17 protein-coding genes are annotated in these 14,204 nt (G+C 52.4%); 12 read left to right on the top strand and 5 right to left on the bottom strand.

All coding sequences use genetic code 11. The features are described 5' to 3' along the window. The first annotated feature begins 14 nt into the window (after positions 1-14). A complete protein-coding gene (locus tag AC6I4B_RS17995; RefSeq protein WP_497767129.1) occupies positions 15-1,121 on the top strand; it encodes a DUF1615 domain-containing protein in 1,107 nt (368 codons plus the stop codon). Here AC6I4B_RS17995 and AC6I4B_RS17990 read toward each other — a convergent pair. Next, positions 1,118-1,420: a DUF2755 family protein gene (locus tag AC6I4B_RS17990; RefSeq protein ID WP_497767128.1), complete on the bottom strand. Its 303-nt coding sequence runs from the start codon at positions 1,418-1,420 to the stop codon at positions 1,118-1,120. The genes AC6I4B_RS17995 and AC6I4B_RS17990 overlap by 4 nt on opposite strands. A 238-nt stretch (positions 1,421-1,658) precedes the next feature. Between AC6I4B_RS17990 and AC6I4B_RS17985 the strand changes: the two genes are divergently transcribed. Then, the gene (locus AC6I4B_RS17985) at positions 1,659-1,856 is read left to right on the top strand and encodes a DUF2754 family protein (protein WP_497767126.1); all 198 of its coding nucleotides are present in this window, start codon (positions 1,659-1,661) and stop codon (positions 1,854-1,856) included. Positions 1,857-1,915: 59 nt separating this feature from the next. Here the strand turns inward: AC6I4B_RS17985 and ddlA are convergent, their stop codons facing one another. After that, positions 1,916-3,016 carry a D-alanine--D-alanine ligase gene (ddlA, locus tag AC6I4B_RS17980; RefSeq protein WP_497767125.1) on the bottom strand — a complete coding sequence of 367 codons (1,101 nt, stop codon included), beginning with the start codon at positions 3,014-3,016 and terminating at the stop codon, positions 1,916-1,918. A 275-nt stretch (positions 3,017-3,291) separates the two neighbouring features. On the opposite strand from ddlA, the gene AC6I4B_RS17975 reads away from it, so the two are divergent. The 4 genes from AC6I4B_RS17975 to AC6I4B_RS17960 all read left to right on the top strand — a co-directional run bounded on the left by AC6I4B_RS17975 (position 3,292) and on the right by AC6I4B_RS17960 (position 7,006). Further along, positions 3,292-4,491, top strand: coding sequence for a multidrug efflux MFS transporter (locus AC6I4B_RS17975; protein WP_497767123.1), 1,200 nt, complete (start codon positions 3,292-3,294; stop codon positions 4,489-4,491). 299 nt (positions 4,492-4,790) lie between these two features. Next, positions 4,791-5,051, top strand: a complete 261-nt coding sequence (locus AC6I4B_RS17970; protein ID WP_497767122.1) for a sigma-S stabilization anti-adapter protein IraP — start codon at positions 4,791-4,793, stop codon at positions 5,049-5,051. Positions 5,052-5,161: 110 nt separating this feature from the next. Beyond that, positions 5,162-6,574: an alkaline phosphatase gene (gene phoA, locus AC6I4B_RS17965; protein WP_497767120.1), complete on the top strand. Its 1,413-nt coding sequence runs from the start codon at positions 5,162-5,164 to the stop codon at positions 6,572-6,574. A gap of 96 nt (positions 6,575-6,670) precedes the next feature. Then, positions 6,671-7,006 (top strand): PsiF family protein, encoded by a 336-nt coding sequence (locus tag AC6I4B_RS17960; protein WP_497767118.1) that lies wholly within the window; start codon positions 6,671-6,673, stop codon positions 7,004-7,006. Positions 7,007-7,060: 54 nt separating this feature from the next. Here the strand turns inward: AC6I4B_RS17960 and proC are convergent, their stop codons facing one another. Further along, on the bottom strand, positions 7,061-7,870 hold the full coding sequence (gene proC, locus AC6I4B_RS17955) for a pyrroline-5-carboxylate reductase (protein ID WP_497772232.1): 810 nt from the start codon (positions 7,868-7,870) through the stop codon (positions 7,061-7,063). A 146-nt stretch (positions 7,871-8,016) separates the two neighbouring features. Here proC and AC6I4B_RS17950 point away from each other — a divergent pair, with 146 nt between their 5' ends. The 4 genes from AC6I4B_RS17950 to ppnP all read left to right on the top strand — a co-directional run bounded on the left by AC6I4B_RS17950 (position 8,017) and on the right by ppnP (position 10,633). Continuing rightward, on the top strand, positions 8,017-8,469 hold the full coding sequence (locus AC6I4B_RS17950) for a YaiI/YqxD family protein (protein ID WP_497772231.1): 453 nt from the start codon (positions 8,017-8,019) through the stop codon (positions 8,467-8,469). Positions 8,470-8,742: 273 nt separating this feature from the next. Further along, positions 8,743-9,267, top strand: a complete 525-nt coding sequence (gene aroL, locus AC6I4B_RS17945; RefSeq protein WP_497767116.1) for a shikimate kinase AroL — start codon at positions 8,743-8,745, stop codon at positions 9,265-9,267. Positions 9,268-9,593: 326 nt separating this feature from the next. Beyond that, the gene (locus AC6I4B_RS17940) at positions 9,594-10,271 is read left to right on the top strand and encodes an AroM family protein (protein ID WP_497767114.1); all 678 of its coding nucleotides are present in this window, start codon (positions 9,594-9,596) and stop codon (positions 10,269-10,271) included. Positions 10,272-10,348: 77 nt separating this feature from the next. After that, complete coding sequence (gene ppnP / locus AC6I4B_RS17935; protein WP_497767112.1) at positions 10,349-10,633, top strand: pyrimidine/purine nucleoside phosphorylase; 285 nt, start codon at positions 10,349-10,351, stop codon at positions 10,631-10,633. 40 nt (positions 10,634-10,673) lie between these two features. Here ppnP and rdgC read toward each other — a convergent pair whose 3' ends face one another. Next, positions 10,674-11,585 (bottom strand): recombination-associated protein RdgC, encoded by a 912-nt coding sequence (gene rdgC, locus AC6I4B_RS17930; protein ID WP_497767111.1) that lies wholly within the window; start codon positions 11,583-11,585, stop codon positions 10,674-10,676. A gap of 86 nt (positions 11,586-11,671) precedes the next feature. Between rdgC and mak the strand changes: the two genes are divergently transcribed. Continuing rightward, on the top strand, positions 11,672-12,574 hold the full coding sequence (gene mak, locus AC6I4B_RS17925; protein WP_497767109.1) for a fructokinase: 903 nt from the start codon (positions 11,672-11,674) through the stop codon (positions 12,572-12,574). A gap of 43 nt (positions 12,575-12,617) precedes the next feature. On the opposite strand, the gene AC6I4B_RS17920 is transcribed toward mak, so the two are convergent. Continuing rightward, entirely contained in the window at positions 12,618-12,950 is a 333-nt protein-coding gene (locus AC6I4B_RS17920; RefSeq protein WP_497767108.1) for a tRNA-binding protein, read from the bottom strand. A gap of 220 nt (positions 12,951-13,170) precedes the next feature. Between AC6I4B_RS17920 and ebgR the strand changes: the two genes are divergently transcribed. Further along, positions 13,171-14,154: a transcriptional regulator EbgR gene (ebgR, locus tag AC6I4B_RS17915; protein ID WP_497767106.1), complete on the top strand. Its 984-nt coding sequence runs from the start codon at positions 13,171-13,173 to the stop codon at positions 14,152-14,154. The last annotated feature ends 50 nt before the right edge of the window (positions 14,155-14,204 follow it).

The raw sequence follows: 14,204 nt of genomic DNA, 5'->3' as shown, positions 1-14,204 counted from the left end.
TACAAGGATAGCCCATGGCGATTGCCACCACGCGTTACCGTTCTTTATCTCTTACTTTGCTGGGTAGCGTGTTGTTAAGCGCCTGTACCAGCCAGCAGGCCCCGCAGATGAAAGCGGGGGAAAAACCGGTAGATGTGGCAAGCGTGGTGCGGCAAAAAATGCCCGCCAGCGTCAAGGATAAAGACGCATGGGCGCAGGCGCTGGCGAAAACATTCGCCAGCCAGAAGCTGGCACCGACGGAAGAAAATATCTGTTCGGTGCTGGCGGTGGCGCAACAGGAATCGAACTATCAGGCCGACCCGGCCGTGCCGGGGTTGAGCAAAATCGCGTGGCAGGAAATTGACCGTCGGGCAGAAAAAATGCACATCCCGGCGTTCCTCGTGCATACCGCCCTGAAAATCCCTTCACCGAATGGCAAAAGCTACAGCGAGCGGCTGGATAACGTGAAAACGGAAAAACAGTTGAGCGCTATTTTTGATGATTTCATCGGCATGGTGCCTATGGGGCAGAAGCTGTTTGGCTCGTTAAATCCGGTGCATACCGGTGGGCCGATGCAGGTGAGCATCGCGTTTGCCGAGGCGCACCGCGACAACTATCCGTGGGAGATGGACGGCACGGTACGCCAGGAAGTGTTTACCCTGCGCGGCGGGCTGTGGTTTGGTACGTATCACCTGCTGAATTATCCGGCTAACAACAGCGCACCTATTTACCGCTTCGCAGATTTTAACGCGGGCTGGTACGCCAGCCGTAATGCCGCCTTCCAGTATGCGGTGAGCAAAGCGACGGGCGTTAAACTGGCGCTGGATGGCGATGTGATTCTTTACGGCAGTGATGAAGCTGGTAGCACCGAAAAAGCGGTGAGAAAGCTGGCAAATCAACTATCGATGAGCGATAGCGAAATCCACCGTCAGTTGCAAAAAGGGGATAGCCAGGCGTTTGAAACCACCGCGCTGTATAAAGGCGTGTATAAAATTGCCGAGCAGAAAGCCGGTAAGCCGCTCGCCAGAGAAATGTTGCCGGGGATTCAGCTAGATAGCCCGAAAATCACTCGCAAATTAACCACGGCGTGGTTCGCAAAACGCGTTGATGATCGTCGGGCTAAATGTATGGCTATCCGCTAGTCGCGACGGCGGATGCGATGAATAAGAGATAGCACGCCAAGGATGGCGCAGCCTGCCAGAAACGGTATCAGACCAAACAACGTACTCACGCCTAAACCTATTTCTACGCGTGGTCGGCCGCTGTTTTGTATTTGCATCAGGTGTTCATAAACGCCTGGAGCATGTACCACCAGCGTCAACAGCTGCGCGCCTATCGAAAAGCAGAGCAAAACGAAGAGCGCGTAAGCAAGGTTGCCGGAGGTGGAGGACTCCTTTTTTTTGCCACTGAACATGTGCCTGGACAAGGTGAAATCTGTCATTGAGACCTCCATAAAAACGTGAATGCAGACCGTGTCGTGTTACAGCTTTGAGTGTGGCAGTTGCAATGGGTTGTCAATATCGGATTTATGGTAAATTTTGCGCAAGAATAGTCCTGGTTTATCGCGCCTTTTCGGTCAGTTTTTCTCTCGCTTTTATTTAACATTCACTAATTGCTGTTTACACCACAGACGCCGACGGCGGCGTATGGCATCATCATTTTTTTATGTTGGAGCCGCTATGAACCTGCCTGTAAAAATCCGCCGCGACTGGCATTACTACGCGTTTGCGATAGGTCTTATCTTTATTCTTAACGGGGTGGTCGGCCTGCTCGGCTTCGAAGCAAAGGGCTGGCAAACGTATGCCGTGGGGCTGGTGACGTGGGGGATAAGCTTTTGGCTGGCGGGGTTTATTATTCGTCGTCGGGAAAGTGAGTAAACGATTTCACGCGCAGTGTCCCGGCATCGCAACAGGCAATGCCGGGAACGTCGTATCAATTAGCTGTGCATCACGCTTTTCAGCGCTTTATCGGCCTGATGGCGCTCCAGCGCCAGCTCAATCAGGTGGCTAATCAATGAAGTGTAATCAAGGCCGCTGGCCTGCCACAGTTTCGGGTACATGCTGATATTGGTGAAGCCAGGCAACGTATTGATTTCGTTAATCACCACTTCGTTGTCGGCGGTCAGGAACACATCGACGCGCGCCATGCCGCTACAACCCAGCGTTTGGTACGCCTGAATCGCAATCTCACGGATTTTGTCATTCACCTCGGCGGGGATCTTCGCCGGAACGATGACCTGCGCACCGTTATCATCAATATATTTGGTGTCATAGGCGTAGAACTCGCTGTTGAGCACGATTTCGCCACAGGTGCTGGCCTGCGGATCGTCGTTCCCCAGCACGGCACACTCGATCTCGCGGCCTTTAATGCCTTGTTCAACCACAACTTTATGGTCGAATTCAAATGCCAGCGCGACCGCCTGCTGATACTGCGCGGCGTCGTTCACTTTGCTGACGCCCACGGAAGACCCCTGGTTTGCCGGTTTGACGAACAGCGGCAGACCCAGCTTCGCTTTGATTTCCTCGAAAGAGACGCTGTCGCGGTTGCGACGCGTTAAGGTGACGAACGGCGCAATGGCAAGCCCGGCGTCGCGCAGCAGGCGCTTGGTGACGTCTTTGTCCATGCAGGCGGCGGAGCCTAATACGTCGGAGCCGACGAACGGCAGGTTCGCCATGCGCAGCATCCCTTGCAGCGAGCCGTCTTCCCCCAGCGTGCCGTGGACAATCGGGAAAATTACGTCAATGGCATCCAGCGGCTGGCCGCTGGCGGCATTGATCATCTGTTGCTGCTCTTTGCCCGGGATGTGCGCCAGCGTAATGTCGGAAGGGCGCAGGGCGATACGGGCTGGGTCCTGAGCGTTTAACAGATAGTTCTGCGCATCGCTAATATGCCATTGCCCCTGTTTATCAATGCCCAGCAGTACGACGTCAAAACGCGTTTTATCAATCGCTTCTACAATATTTTTTGCGGACTGCAATGAGACTTCGTGCTCTGCTGATTTTCCGCCAAAAACAATCCCGACCCGCAACTTTGCCATTTCTAATTCCATCCATTCCAAACGCAAAACACATAACATACCACGGGTGCTGCGGGGCATCTGCCTTTTCCATCGTCAATGGCGCAAATTAGCGGCAGATCAAAAGTATAACTCTCTGTTAGGCAGGTTGTTTAGCGTGATATGTATCACGTAAATCGGCTAATCAACTGATAAAAACCTGAAATAATTGATTAAGCATCTCTGACAATACCGCGCAAAGGGCAACTTGCTAACCTGTGCACTTGTTCCCGTAAATAGAAGCAATGTGTGTGGTGATGGAATCCTGGAAAGTTAATCTTATTTCCGTTTGGCTGGGGTGTTTTTTTACCGGGCTGGCAATCAGCCAAATTCTGCCGTTTTTGCCGCTGTATGTGGCGCAGTTGGGGGTGACTTCGCATGAATCACTCTCTATGTGGTCTGGGTTAACGTTCAGCGTCACCTTCCTGGTTTCTGCCATTGTGTCGCCAATGTGGGGCAGCCTTGCTGACCGCAAAGGGCGCAAACTGATGTTACTGCGCGCCTCTTTGGGCATGGCGATTGCGATTTTGCTTCAGGCGTTTGCCACCAACGTATGGCAGTTGTTTATCCTGCGCGCGGTGATGGGCTTAACTTCCGGTTATATTCCCAATGCGATGGCGCTGGTGGCCTCACAGGTCCCGCGTGAACGTAGCGGTTGGGCGCTGAGTACGCTGTCTACGGCGCAAATCTCCGGGGTTATTGGCGGGCCGCTGCTCGGCGGTTTTCTCGCTGACCACGTTGGCCTGCGGATGGTCTTTTTCATCACCGCCTTTTTGCTGCTGGTCAGTTTTCTGGTGACGCTGTTTTTGATTAAAGAAGGGCCGCGTCCGCAGCTTAATAAAGGTGAGCGTCTGAGCGGTAAAGCGGTATTTGCGTCGCTGCCGTATCCCGGCCTTGTGATTAGCCTGTTTGTCACCACCATGGTTATCCAGCTGTGTAATGGCTCGATTAGCCCGATTCTGGCGCTGTTTATTAAATCGATGTCGCCAGATAGCAGCAATATTGCTTTTCTGAGCGGCATGATTGCCTCCGTGCCCGGTGTATCGGCGCTGATTTCGGCTCCGCGTTTGGGGAAATTGGGCGACAGAATTGGTACTGCGCGTATTTTGTTGGCGACGCTTATCTTCGCCGTTGTGCTCTTTTTCGCGATGTCATTTGTCACCACGCCGCTACAGCTTGGGGTTCTGCGTTTTATTCTTGGGTTTGCCGATGGTGCAATGCTGCCTGCGGTACAAACGCTGCTGCTCAAGTATATTAGCGAGCGCGTTACCGGGCGTATTTTCGGCTACAACCAGTCGTTTATGTATCTCGGAAACGTCGCAGGGCCGCTAATTGGCGCGTCAGTCTCGGCAATGGCCGGATTCCGCTGGGTATTTATTGTCACGGCGGTGATTGTGCTGATTAATCTGTGGCAATTAGCGGTGATGCTGCGCCGGACGAATCCAGTGCGCCAGTGATATTTTTAGACGAGGAGAATAATGGCACAGCGTTTTATTTCTCCTTGTTCATTTTTGTTCGTCATATTTCCCATTGCTCATCGTATTAATATACGAGCAAAACGTTTCGCTCTCATTATGGCAAAGTAATGCCATGATATTCATAAGGATTATATTTTTAGCTGTTTCGCTTGCAGAATTGTCAAGATATTGTAATTCTATTCTTTGTTGCCAAAGGGGAATAGAACCGTATGTTTTATCGGTCTATTTAGCTTTCGGGAGTGTGTCCTGAACATGACGTCATACAAGGAAACCGCGCGATGAAAAATTTCATTGCAGAACTGCTGGTGAAGTTGGCCGAAAAGGAAGATGAAGCAAACGCATTACGCATTCAGGTTGATGCGCTGGAAGTGGTCGTCACCACGCTTTTACAGCATATGAAGCAGGAATCTCAGCAGACGTTAGAAAACGATATTGCCGCTACGCTAAATAAATTAGCGCCTGCCCAACATGCTGCCAATCATCATGACGAAATATTATATAACCATGTAAAACGGTTATTTCTGGCATCTGAAAATTAGAGCCTACTGGGATAGGCTATCGTTGGCAGAGCACTGTCATTAAAATGTCACGCTCTTTTCCTACAGTCTCCGTGTTTCATTTTTAAGTATTTATACATGGAGAATCTAACGTGAAATACAGTGCTATTTTTGCCGCATTATTCCCTCTGCTGGGCCTGCCTGCCGCACACGCGGACACTTCAACGACGACGGTGCTTGATAACCGTGCCGCGCAGGGTGATATAACCCAGCCGGGCGGTGCTCGCCGTTTATCGGCTGACCAAACTGACGCCATTCGCGCATCGCTCAATAATAAACCGGCTAAAAACGTCATCCTGCTGATTGGCGACGGGATGGGCGACTCTGAAATTACCGCTGCGCGTAACTACGCAGAAGGGGCGGGCGGCTATTTTAAAGGCATCGATGCGCTGCCGCTGACCGGCCAGTACACCCACTACTCGCTGGATAAAAAAACCGGCAAGCCAGACTACGTCACCGACTCGGCAGCGTCTGCCTCGGCCTGGAGCACCGGCGTCAAAACCTATAACGGCGCGCTGAGCGTCGATATTCACGAAAAAGATCATCAAACGATTCTGGAGTTGGCTAAAGCGGCGGGTCTGGCGACCGGCAACGTCTCTACCGCCGAATTGCAGGATGCAACGCCTGCGGCGCAGGTATCGCATGTGACGTCACGTAAGTGCTACGGCCCAAGCGTCACCAGCGAAAAATGCCCAACCAACGCGCTGGAGAAGGGCGGTAAAGGCTCGATTACCGAGCAACTGCTGAATGCGCGTCCTGATGTCACGCTGGGCGGCGGGGCGAAAACCTTCGCTGAAACCGCCACCGCTGGGGAATGGCAGGGCAAAACGTTGCGTGAACAGGCGCAAGCGCGCGGTTATCAACTGGTGAGCGATGCCACTTCGCTGGCGGCAATTAGCCAGGCTAATCAGGATAAACCGCTGCTGGGGCTGTTCTCCGACGGCAATATGCCGGTGCGTTGGGAAGGGCCGAAAGCCACCTTCCACGGCAATATCGACCAGCCTGCGGTCACCTGTGCGGTGAACCCGAAACGTGATGCCAGCGTGCCAACGCTGGCGCAGATGACCGATAAAGCGATTTCGCTGCTCAGTAGCAACGAAAAAGGCTTTTTCCTGCAAGTGGAAGGCGCGTCTATCGATAAGCAAGATCACGCTGCAAACCCTTGCGGCCAGATTGGCGAAACCGTAGATCTGGATGAAGCGGTGCAAAAGGCGCTGGAATTTGCCAAAAAAGACGGCAACACACTGGTGATTGTGACCGCCGATCACGCCCACTCCAGCCAGATTATCCCGCCAAAAACCAAAGCGCCTGGCCTGACTCAGGCGCTGAATACCAAAGACGGCGCGGTAATGGTGATGAGCTACGGCAACTCGGAAGGAGAGTCGATGGAGCACACCGGCACGCAACTGCGTATCGCTGCCTATGGCCCACACGCGGCGAATGTAGTCGGCCTCACTGACCAGACCGACTTGTACTACACCATGAAAGCGGCTCTCGGGCTGTAATTTCCCCTCCGCCCGGCGGCAAATTTCGCCGCTGGGTTGGACATATCGCCATCTCCGACCAGACTTACAGTGATCTACTCACAAAAGGATGGTGCAATGAAAACAATATTACGGGTTACCCTACTGTGTAGTCTGTTTGCTGCAACCGCTGCGTCTGCGGCAACGACCGCCACTGCGGCAGATAAAACCATGACCCCGCAACAGCAACGTATGACCACCTGTAATCAACAGGCGGCGTCAAAAACCCTGAAGGGCGATGAACGTAAAACCTTTATGAGCAGTTGTCTGAAAGGGGAAAGCGCTGCCGCTGACGGCAAAACGCTGACGCCGCAGCAGCAAAAAATGAAGGATTGTAATGCGCAGGCGGCTCAAAAGACCTTAAAAGGCGATGAGCGTAAAACGTTTATGAGTACCTGCCTGAAGAAAAAATAGCATTATTTTTACGGCAAGCTAGCCTGGCCCGGCAGCGATTGCCGGGCCAGAAACTCAGGATTTACTCATCTTCTCTGATTTTTCCATACACTGCGCCATTGCTTCCATGACCGCAGAGCGGAAGCCTTTTTCTTCCAGAACGCGCACGGCTTCAATCGTCGTACCGCCCGGTGAGCACACCATATCTTTCAATTCGCCAGGATGTTTACCGGTTTCCAGCACCATCTTCGCCGAACCCATTACCGCCTGTGCAGCAAATTTATACGCCTGCGCGCGCGGCATCCCGCCCAGCACGGCAGCATCGGCCATAGCTTCGATAAACATAAAGACATAGGCGGGTGCGGAGCCGCTGACGCCGACTACCGGGTGGATCATCGGTTCAGCAATTTCTTCTGCGGCGCCAAAGCAGCGGAAAATATTCAGCACATCGGCGACATCTTCTGGCGTGACCAGCGCATTTGGCGTGACGGAGGTCATCCCAGCGTTAACCAATGACGGGGTGTTCGGCATCGCGCGAACAATTTTGCGGTCGTGACCCAGTGCTCGCGCCAACTGTTCAAGCGTGACACCGGCGGCAATTGATACAACCAGTGAATCTTTGTTGAGGCTGGAGGCGATTTCGCTCAGGACTTTGACCATAATGCCCGGCTTCACTGCGCCAAAGACGATATCGGCGATTTGCGCCACTTCCTGCGGGGTTTGCGCCGCATTAATACCGTACTCATCGCGCAGTGCCGCCACTTTGTCTGGCGATGGGGTGTAAACCCAAATTTGCCCAGGCAGAACCTGCCCACTGGCAATCAGGCCTCCAAGAATGGCTTTCCCCATATTACCGCAACCAATGAAGCCAATTTTCTTCTCCATCATCTCTCTCCCGCTGTCTGTTTTTTCATAGTTTACTGTTATAGGCGATTCATCGCGATGGGTAATGCATTTTTGTAGATTATTACGACGCCAGCCTCGCTTGCCGTATAATCGCACGTTGAGATTAAACTCAGGCCGGAGTAATGATGACAATTTGGGTTGATGCGGATGCGTGTCCGAACGTAATTAAAGAAGTGCTGTTTCGCGCGGCTGAACGCACGCAAATTGAACTGGTGCTGGTGGCAAACCAGTTTTTACGCGTCCCGCCGTCACGCGTGATTCGTGCCATGGTCGTGCCGAAAGGTTTTGATGTCGCCGACAATGAAATTGTCCGTCTTTGCCAGCCCGGTGATTTAGTGATTACCGCCGATATTCCCCTGGCGGCAGAAGTGTTGGAAAAGGGCGGAGCGGCGCTGAACCCGCGCGGTGAGCGCTACAGCAACGCGACGATTCGCGAGCGTCTAACCCTGCGTGATTTTATGGACACCATGCGCTCCAGTGGCATTCAAACCGGTGGCCCGAGCGCGTTATCGCAGCGTGACCGCCAGCAGTTTGCCGCTGAATTAGATAAATACTTGTTGGCAGCAAAACGCGGTTAATGTGATATCTGTCACAAAAATATGCTACCTTTTGCCGCGTCGCTCGGCTTGCCAGGGATCGAAACTTTAGTGTACTTTTAGCAAGACGCCTTGTGGCATATTTTTTTTACGCTTTGAGCCAGGTTATTATCAGTGTGTAAAGCGGATAACGGCCTCAAAGTGTATCTTTCTGTAATATTAAGTTTACACTTACTTGTGTACTAGTTTGATGATATCATTCACCATTCATGTGCACGTTCAGCTATTTCGCGTCATCAGGGGGAATTCCAGGTAATGACACAGCCTATTTTTCTTATCGGAGCCAGAGGCTGCGGAAAAACGACAATAGGTCAAGCGCTTACCCATGCCTGCGATTTTCGTTTTGTTGATACCGATCAGGTCTTACAGCAGCGGTCTGGTATGAGCGTCGCGGAAATTGTGGCCAGTGAAGGTTGGCCGGGTTTTCGCGCCCGAGAAACCGCTACGTTGATGGCGGTGACTCAGCCTGAAACGGTTGTCGCCACCGGCGGCGGCATTATCCTCGCGCCAGTGAACCGTGAATTTATGCGCCAGAATGGGGTGGTGATTTATCTCAACGCCTCGGTGGCGGAACTTGCGCGCCGTCTGGAAGCGTTTCCAGAAGAATCCCAGCGCCCAACGCTTACCGGTAAACCGATTAGTGAAGAAGTGGCTGAAGTGTTGGCCCAACGCGATGCGTTATATCGTGAAACGGCTCATTACATCGTCGATGCGTCTGCCGCGCCAGACCTTGTCGTTACTCAGATTCTTGACGCTCTGCGCCTGGTGGCTGCCAGCTAACGGGCGCTTTTCGCCTATTCCCCGCATTATTTTTCCCCCGCTAATTATTCGCCTGATGTACCCATTCTTAGTTAATGGTTATATCGGGCGTAAATCACATTTTTAACTTATCATTAATGTTATTAAAACGTTAAAATCAAAGCGTATCAGGAGAATACTGGAAATAACTGGAATCTTTACACTCCAGCGGCCGGATGAGCTGCTACGCTTCTGAGCGGTATTTTTCATCCATCCAGGTGGCTATTTGTAAAGTAAGTATTATACGCATCGTCTTTCAGGCTGTACGCAGAAGGGGCTGGCGCATAGCACATCAAAAGGTAGATAACATGAGTGCAACGATGGCGATTCTTACGATAGGGGTAGTGCCCGTCAGTGAGGTCTTGCCGCTTTTAACCGAGCACATCAGGGAAGATCAAATTACCCACATGAGCCTACTCGGCAAAATGAGCCGGGCGGATGTGATGGCCGAATATGCACCGGAGGCAGACGAAGAGCGTCTGCTAGTTCTACTAAGCGATAACCAGTTTGCTGAGGTTTCCCGCCTGAAAGTCGAGCACAGCCTACAAGCGGTGATCGAGGTGCTGGATAACCAGTCGTATGACGTCATTCTGTTACTGAATACATTTAAGCTACGAAATATGGTGGCGCGTAACGCGATGCTGCTGGAGCCACAGCGTATTATTCCGCCGTTAGTCGCTTCTATTGTGGAAGGGCATCAGGTTGGCGTATTGGTTCCTGTAGAAGCGATACTCGATTCTCAGCAGGAAAAGTGGCAGATGCTGCCAAACTCACCTTATTACGCGCTGGCGAACCCTATCCGCGATACCGATCAACACCTGATCTCGGCGGGCAGTTCGCTGCTGGAGCAAGGGGCGGATGTGCTGGTGCTTGACTCGCTGGGTTATCATCAGCGTCACCGTGATTTATTACAAAAAGCGCTGGATGTACCCGTTTTACTGTCAAATGTTCTGGTCGCCAGGTTGGCGGCAGAATTATTGGTTTAACAAATAAATTCGCGTGACAGGCTTCTGTTCGCCCCCCTATATTGGTTTTTTAACATGAAAACAATAAGGGCCTGTTTATGCTTCAAAGCAACGACTACTTCGACGGAAAAGTGAAATCCATTGGCTTTACCAGCAGCAGCACCGGGCGCGCCAGCGTGGGCGTGATGGCGGAAGGGGAATACTCTTTCAGTACTGCACAGCCTGAGGAGATGACGGTTGTCAGCGGTGCGCTGAACGTATTGCTGCCAGGCGCAACGGAGTGGAAAGTCTTTTCTGCGGGTGAAGTTTTCAACGTGCCCGGCCACAGCGAGTTCCACCTGGAAGTGGCTGAACCTACCTCTTATCTGTGCCGTTATCTGTAAAATGTCGCCTTCCTGTTGTGGCAGGAAGGCGAGTTCACGCTTAACGCTGTGCTTCGCCGCCTAAACCTTCCACCAGGTTTTTAATCAGCGCGGCGAGTTCGCCGGTCATCAGGATAAAGTCGGCGTCGAAACGCTGTGCGTAATCTTCGCGGTCGATATCTTCGTTCTGGTCACGCAGTTCGTCGCAGAACTTCAGGCGTTTGATAGAGCCGTCATCGCACATCACAAACTGAATACGTTGCTGCCAGTCGAGTGCCAGTTTAGTCACCAGCTTACCGGCTTCAATGTGCGTGGCAATTTCGTCGCACACCAGGTCTTGTTTCTTCGCGCGGATCACGCCGCCATCTTCGAGAATCGCTTTCAGTTCAGCTTCATCAAGCAGTTGGAAACCTTGAGCCGCCGAGCCGGAGCGCACCCATTCGGTCAGCGTCAGCTCGATAGGGTTTTCCATCGTCAGCGGGACGACCGGCAGTGAACCGAGGCTTTTACGCAGCAGAGCCAGCGTGTCTTCGGCTTTTTTCGCGCTAGCGCAATCCACCATAATCAGATCGTTTACGGTATCGATCCACATCATGGTTTGGCTGAAACGGCTGAACGCGCGCGGCAGCAATGAGTGCAGCACTTCATCTTTCAGCGAATCTTTTTCTGTTTTCTTCAGCTTGCGACCTTGATCGGCTTCGAGCTTCTGGATTTTCGCTTCCAGCGCTTGTTTAATCACCGGAGAAGGCAGGATCTTCTCTTCTTTACGCGCGCAGATAATGATCTGGCCATTCGCTGTGTGCGTCAGTGCATCGCTGTGTGAACCCATCGGCGGAACCCAGCCGGTTTTTGCCATATCCTGGCTGCCGCATGGGGTGAAGGTCATCTCAGCGAGTTGTTTTTCCATCTCTTCCGCACGCAAAGAGACGTCGCGGCTAAGACGATAAACCATTAAATTTTTGAACCACAGCATGATAATTTCCACGGTGTTGACGTTAAATCAGCGGGCATGATAACGAATTGTCCCGGCCCTTGCATTGTTTTAAACAGGAGTCATGAATGCGAATTGGTATCGATCTTGGGGGTACAAAAACGGAGGTCATTGCGCTCAGTGACCAGGGAGAGCAACTGTATCGCCACCGTTTACCGACGCCACGCGAGTATCAGCAAACGATTGATAATATTGCGCATCTCGTTGCTTTAGCTGAAGAAGCGACAGGGCAAATCGGGACGGTTGGGGTCGGTATTCCTGGCTCGATTTCACCGTATACCGGGGGGGTCAAAAACGCCAATTCCACCTGGCTTAACGGCCAGCCGTTCGATAAAGATTTAAGCGTACGGCTGAATCGCGAAGTGCGATTAGCGAACGATGCCAACTGCCTGGCGGTATCAGAAGCGGTGGACGGCGCTGCCGCCGGTGCTCAAACCGTGTTTGCGGTGATTATCGGCACGGGATGCGGCGCGGGCGTGGCTATCAATGGCCGCTCGCATATTGGCGGTAACGGCACGGCGGGTGAGTGGGGACATAACCCGTTGCCGTGGATGGATGATGACGAGCTGCGTTATCGCGTCGAAGTACCGTGCTACTGCGGTAAACAAGGCTGTATCGAAACCTTTATTTCCGGTACGGGGTTTGCCACCGACTACCAGCGTTTAAGCGGTAATGCGGTTAAAGGCAGTGAAATTATGCGGCGGGTGGAAGAGGGCGATGCCCTTGCTGAGCTGGCGCTTAGCCGCTATGAGCTGCGGTTAGCAAAATCATTGGCGCATGTGGTGAATATTCTCGACCCTGATGTGATTGTGCTGGGCGGCGGGATGAGCAATATCGACCGGCTTTATAACACCGTTCCTCAGCTTGTGAAGGCGTGGGTGTTCGGCGGTGAGTGCGAAACGCCGATTCGTAAAGCGCGGCACGGCGATTCCAGCGGCGTGCGCGGCGCTGCGTGGTTGTGGCCGCTTTAAACGCGTTACAGGCAGCCCTCTCCGGCAAGGAGAGGGGGCTAACCTAGACGATTTTCACGCCCGCAGGCATCAGCCGTTCTGGGGTGAGCAGCACGCTCTCGCTACCATCGTCCGTTTCCGCACATAGCAGCATACATTCCGAGGTTTCGCCGCGCATTTTGGCTTTTGCCAGGTTACACAGTACCACCACCGTTTTCCCCAGCAGTTCATCTTCCCGATAATAGGGAACAAGGCTGGTGACCGTCTGAAGGGTGCACTCGCCGATATCTATCTGTGCAATATACAGTTTATCGGCATTTTCATGGCGCTTAACATCAACCACTTTCCCGGTGCGCATTTCCAGTTTGGCAAAATCACTATAAGTAATCGTATCCATTTTTCACCTCAAGTAAAATTTTTAGTAAAATATAGCAATGTTTTATTGAATGGCACGACGATCGTCGTAAAACTGTTACTTTCATCACCTTTTTATGCGCGAATAAGACCCGTTGCATCAGAGGGATAAATCGTGAATATTTACTGAAAACAGATGCATGAACCCTCTCTTGCTTTACAATGTGAGGGCAAACATAGGGCAGCGTCCGATAAGGGAAAAGATGGCAACATTAAAAGACATTGCGGTCGAGGCGGGCGTTTCGCTAGCGACGGTTTCACGGGTACTCAATGACGATCCCACGTTGAATGTGAAAGAAGAAACCAAGCGCCGTATCCTCGAAATTGCGGAGAAACTGGAATATAAAAGCAGCAGTTCCCGCAAAACGCTGGTTCACGCCGTAGGCCAGCACCATATTTTGGCGCTCTATAGCTATCAACAGGATCTGGAAATTAACGATCCTTACTACCTGGCGATCCGTCATGGTATTGAAACACAATGTGAAAAGCTGGGCATTGAGCTAACCAACTGCTATCTCAACCACAGCCTGCCGGAGCTGAAAAAGATTACCGGCGCGCTGATTGTCGGCCAGCCTTCCGCAGCAACACGCGAGACGTTGAGCGCGCTGACCGACAACATCTGTTTTATCGATTTCCACGAGGCGGGCAGCCAGTATGACGCCGTTGATATCGATCTGGTGCGTATTGCCAAAGAAGTTATCGACTTCTTTATCGCTCAGGGCGTTTCGCGCATCGGTTTTATTGGCGGCGAAGATACGCCGGGCAAGGCGGATATCCGCGAGGTGGCCTTTGCCGAGTACGGTCGCCTGAAGGGCGTGGTGTCGGAGAACGATATCTGGCGCGGGGGCTTCTCAAGTTCATCGGGGTATGAACTGGCGAAAACGATGCTCGCCAAAGCCGATTTCCCCTCTGCGCTGTTTGTGGCGTCTGACTCTATCGCCATCGGCGTACTGCGCGCGATTCATGAGCGCGGGCTGTCGATCCCGGAGGATATCTCGCTTATCAGCGTCAATGATATTCCCACCGCGCGCTTTACTTTTCCGCCGCTTTCTACCGTGCGCATCCACTCTGAAATGATGGGCAGCCAGGGCGTTAACCTGTTGATTGAAAAGGCTCGCGATGGCCGCGCGCTGCCGCTGAATGTCTTTGTTCCTAGCGTCCTTAAACTGCGCGGGACTACCCGCTAACGTCTCCCTCGCGCCGGATGACATGAGGTTATCCGGTGTAAGGTGATCTG

It is taken from the genome of Kluyvera fluvialis (genome assembly GCF_059725275.1).
This window is presented reverse-complemented; position numbering and strand designations above follow the sequence as displayed.

Coding starts and splice junctions, on each gene's coding strand:
- AC6I4B_RS17960 (WP_497767118.1), top strand. CDS start 6,671: ATGAAAACAATATTACGGGTTACCCTACTGTGTAGTCTGTTTGCTGCA.
- AC6I4B_RS17995 (WP_497767129.1), top strand. CDS start 15: ATGGCGATTGCCACCACGCGTTACCGTTCTTTATCTCTTACTTTGCTG.
- AC6I4B_RS17940 (WP_497767114.1), top strand. CDS start 9,594: ATGAGTGCAACGATGGCGATTCTTACGATAGGGGTAGTGCCCGTCAGT.
- AC6I4B_RS17920 (WP_497767108.1), bottom strand. CDS start 12,950: ATGGATACGATTACTTATAGTGATTTTGCCAAACTGGAAATGCGCACC.
- ppnP (WP_497767112.1), top strand. CDS start 10,349: ATGCTTCAAAGCAACGACTACTTCGACGGAAAAGTGAAATCCATTGGC.
- AC6I4B_RS17950 (WP_497772231.1), top strand. CDS start 8,017: ATGACAATTTGGGTTGATGCGGATGCGTGTCCGAACGTAATTAAAGAA.
- proC (WP_497772232.1), bottom strand. CDS start 7,870: ATGGAGAAGAAAATTGGCTTCATTGGTTGCGGTAATATGGGGAAAGCC.
- mak (WP_497767109.1), top strand. CDS start 11,672: ATGCGAATTGGTATCGATCTTGGGGGTACAAAAACGGAGGTCATTGCG.
- ddlA (WP_497767125.1), bottom strand. CDS start 3,016: ATGGCAAAGTTGCGGGTCGGGATTGTTTTTGGCGGAAAATCAGCAGAG.
- AC6I4B_RS17970 (WP_497767122.1), top strand. CDS start 4,791: ATGAAAAATTTCATTGCAGAACTGCTGGTGAAGTTGGCCGAAAAGGAA.
- AC6I4B_RS17985 (WP_497767126.1), top strand. CDS start 1,659: ATGAACCTGCCTGTAAAAATCCGCCGCGACTGGCATTACTACGCGTTT.
- AC6I4B_RS17975 (WP_497767123.1), top strand. CDS start 3,292: ATGGAATCCTGGAAAGTTAATCTTATTTCCGTTTGGCTGGGGTGTTTT.
- aroL (WP_497767116.1), top strand. CDS start 8,743: ATGACACAGCCTATTTTTCTTATCGGAGCCAGAGGCTGCGGAAAAACG.
- ebgR (WP_497767106.1), top strand. CDS start 13,171: ATGGCAACATTAAAAGACATTGCGGTCGAGGCGGGCGTTTCGCTAGCG.
- rdgC (WP_497767111.1), bottom strand. CDS start 11,585: ATGCTGTGGTTCAAAAATTTAATGGTTTATCGTCTTAGCCGCGACGTC.
- AC6I4B_RS17990 (WP_497767128.1), bottom strand. CDS start 1,420: ATGACAGATTTCACCTTGTCCAGGCACATGTTCAGTGGCAAAAAAAAG.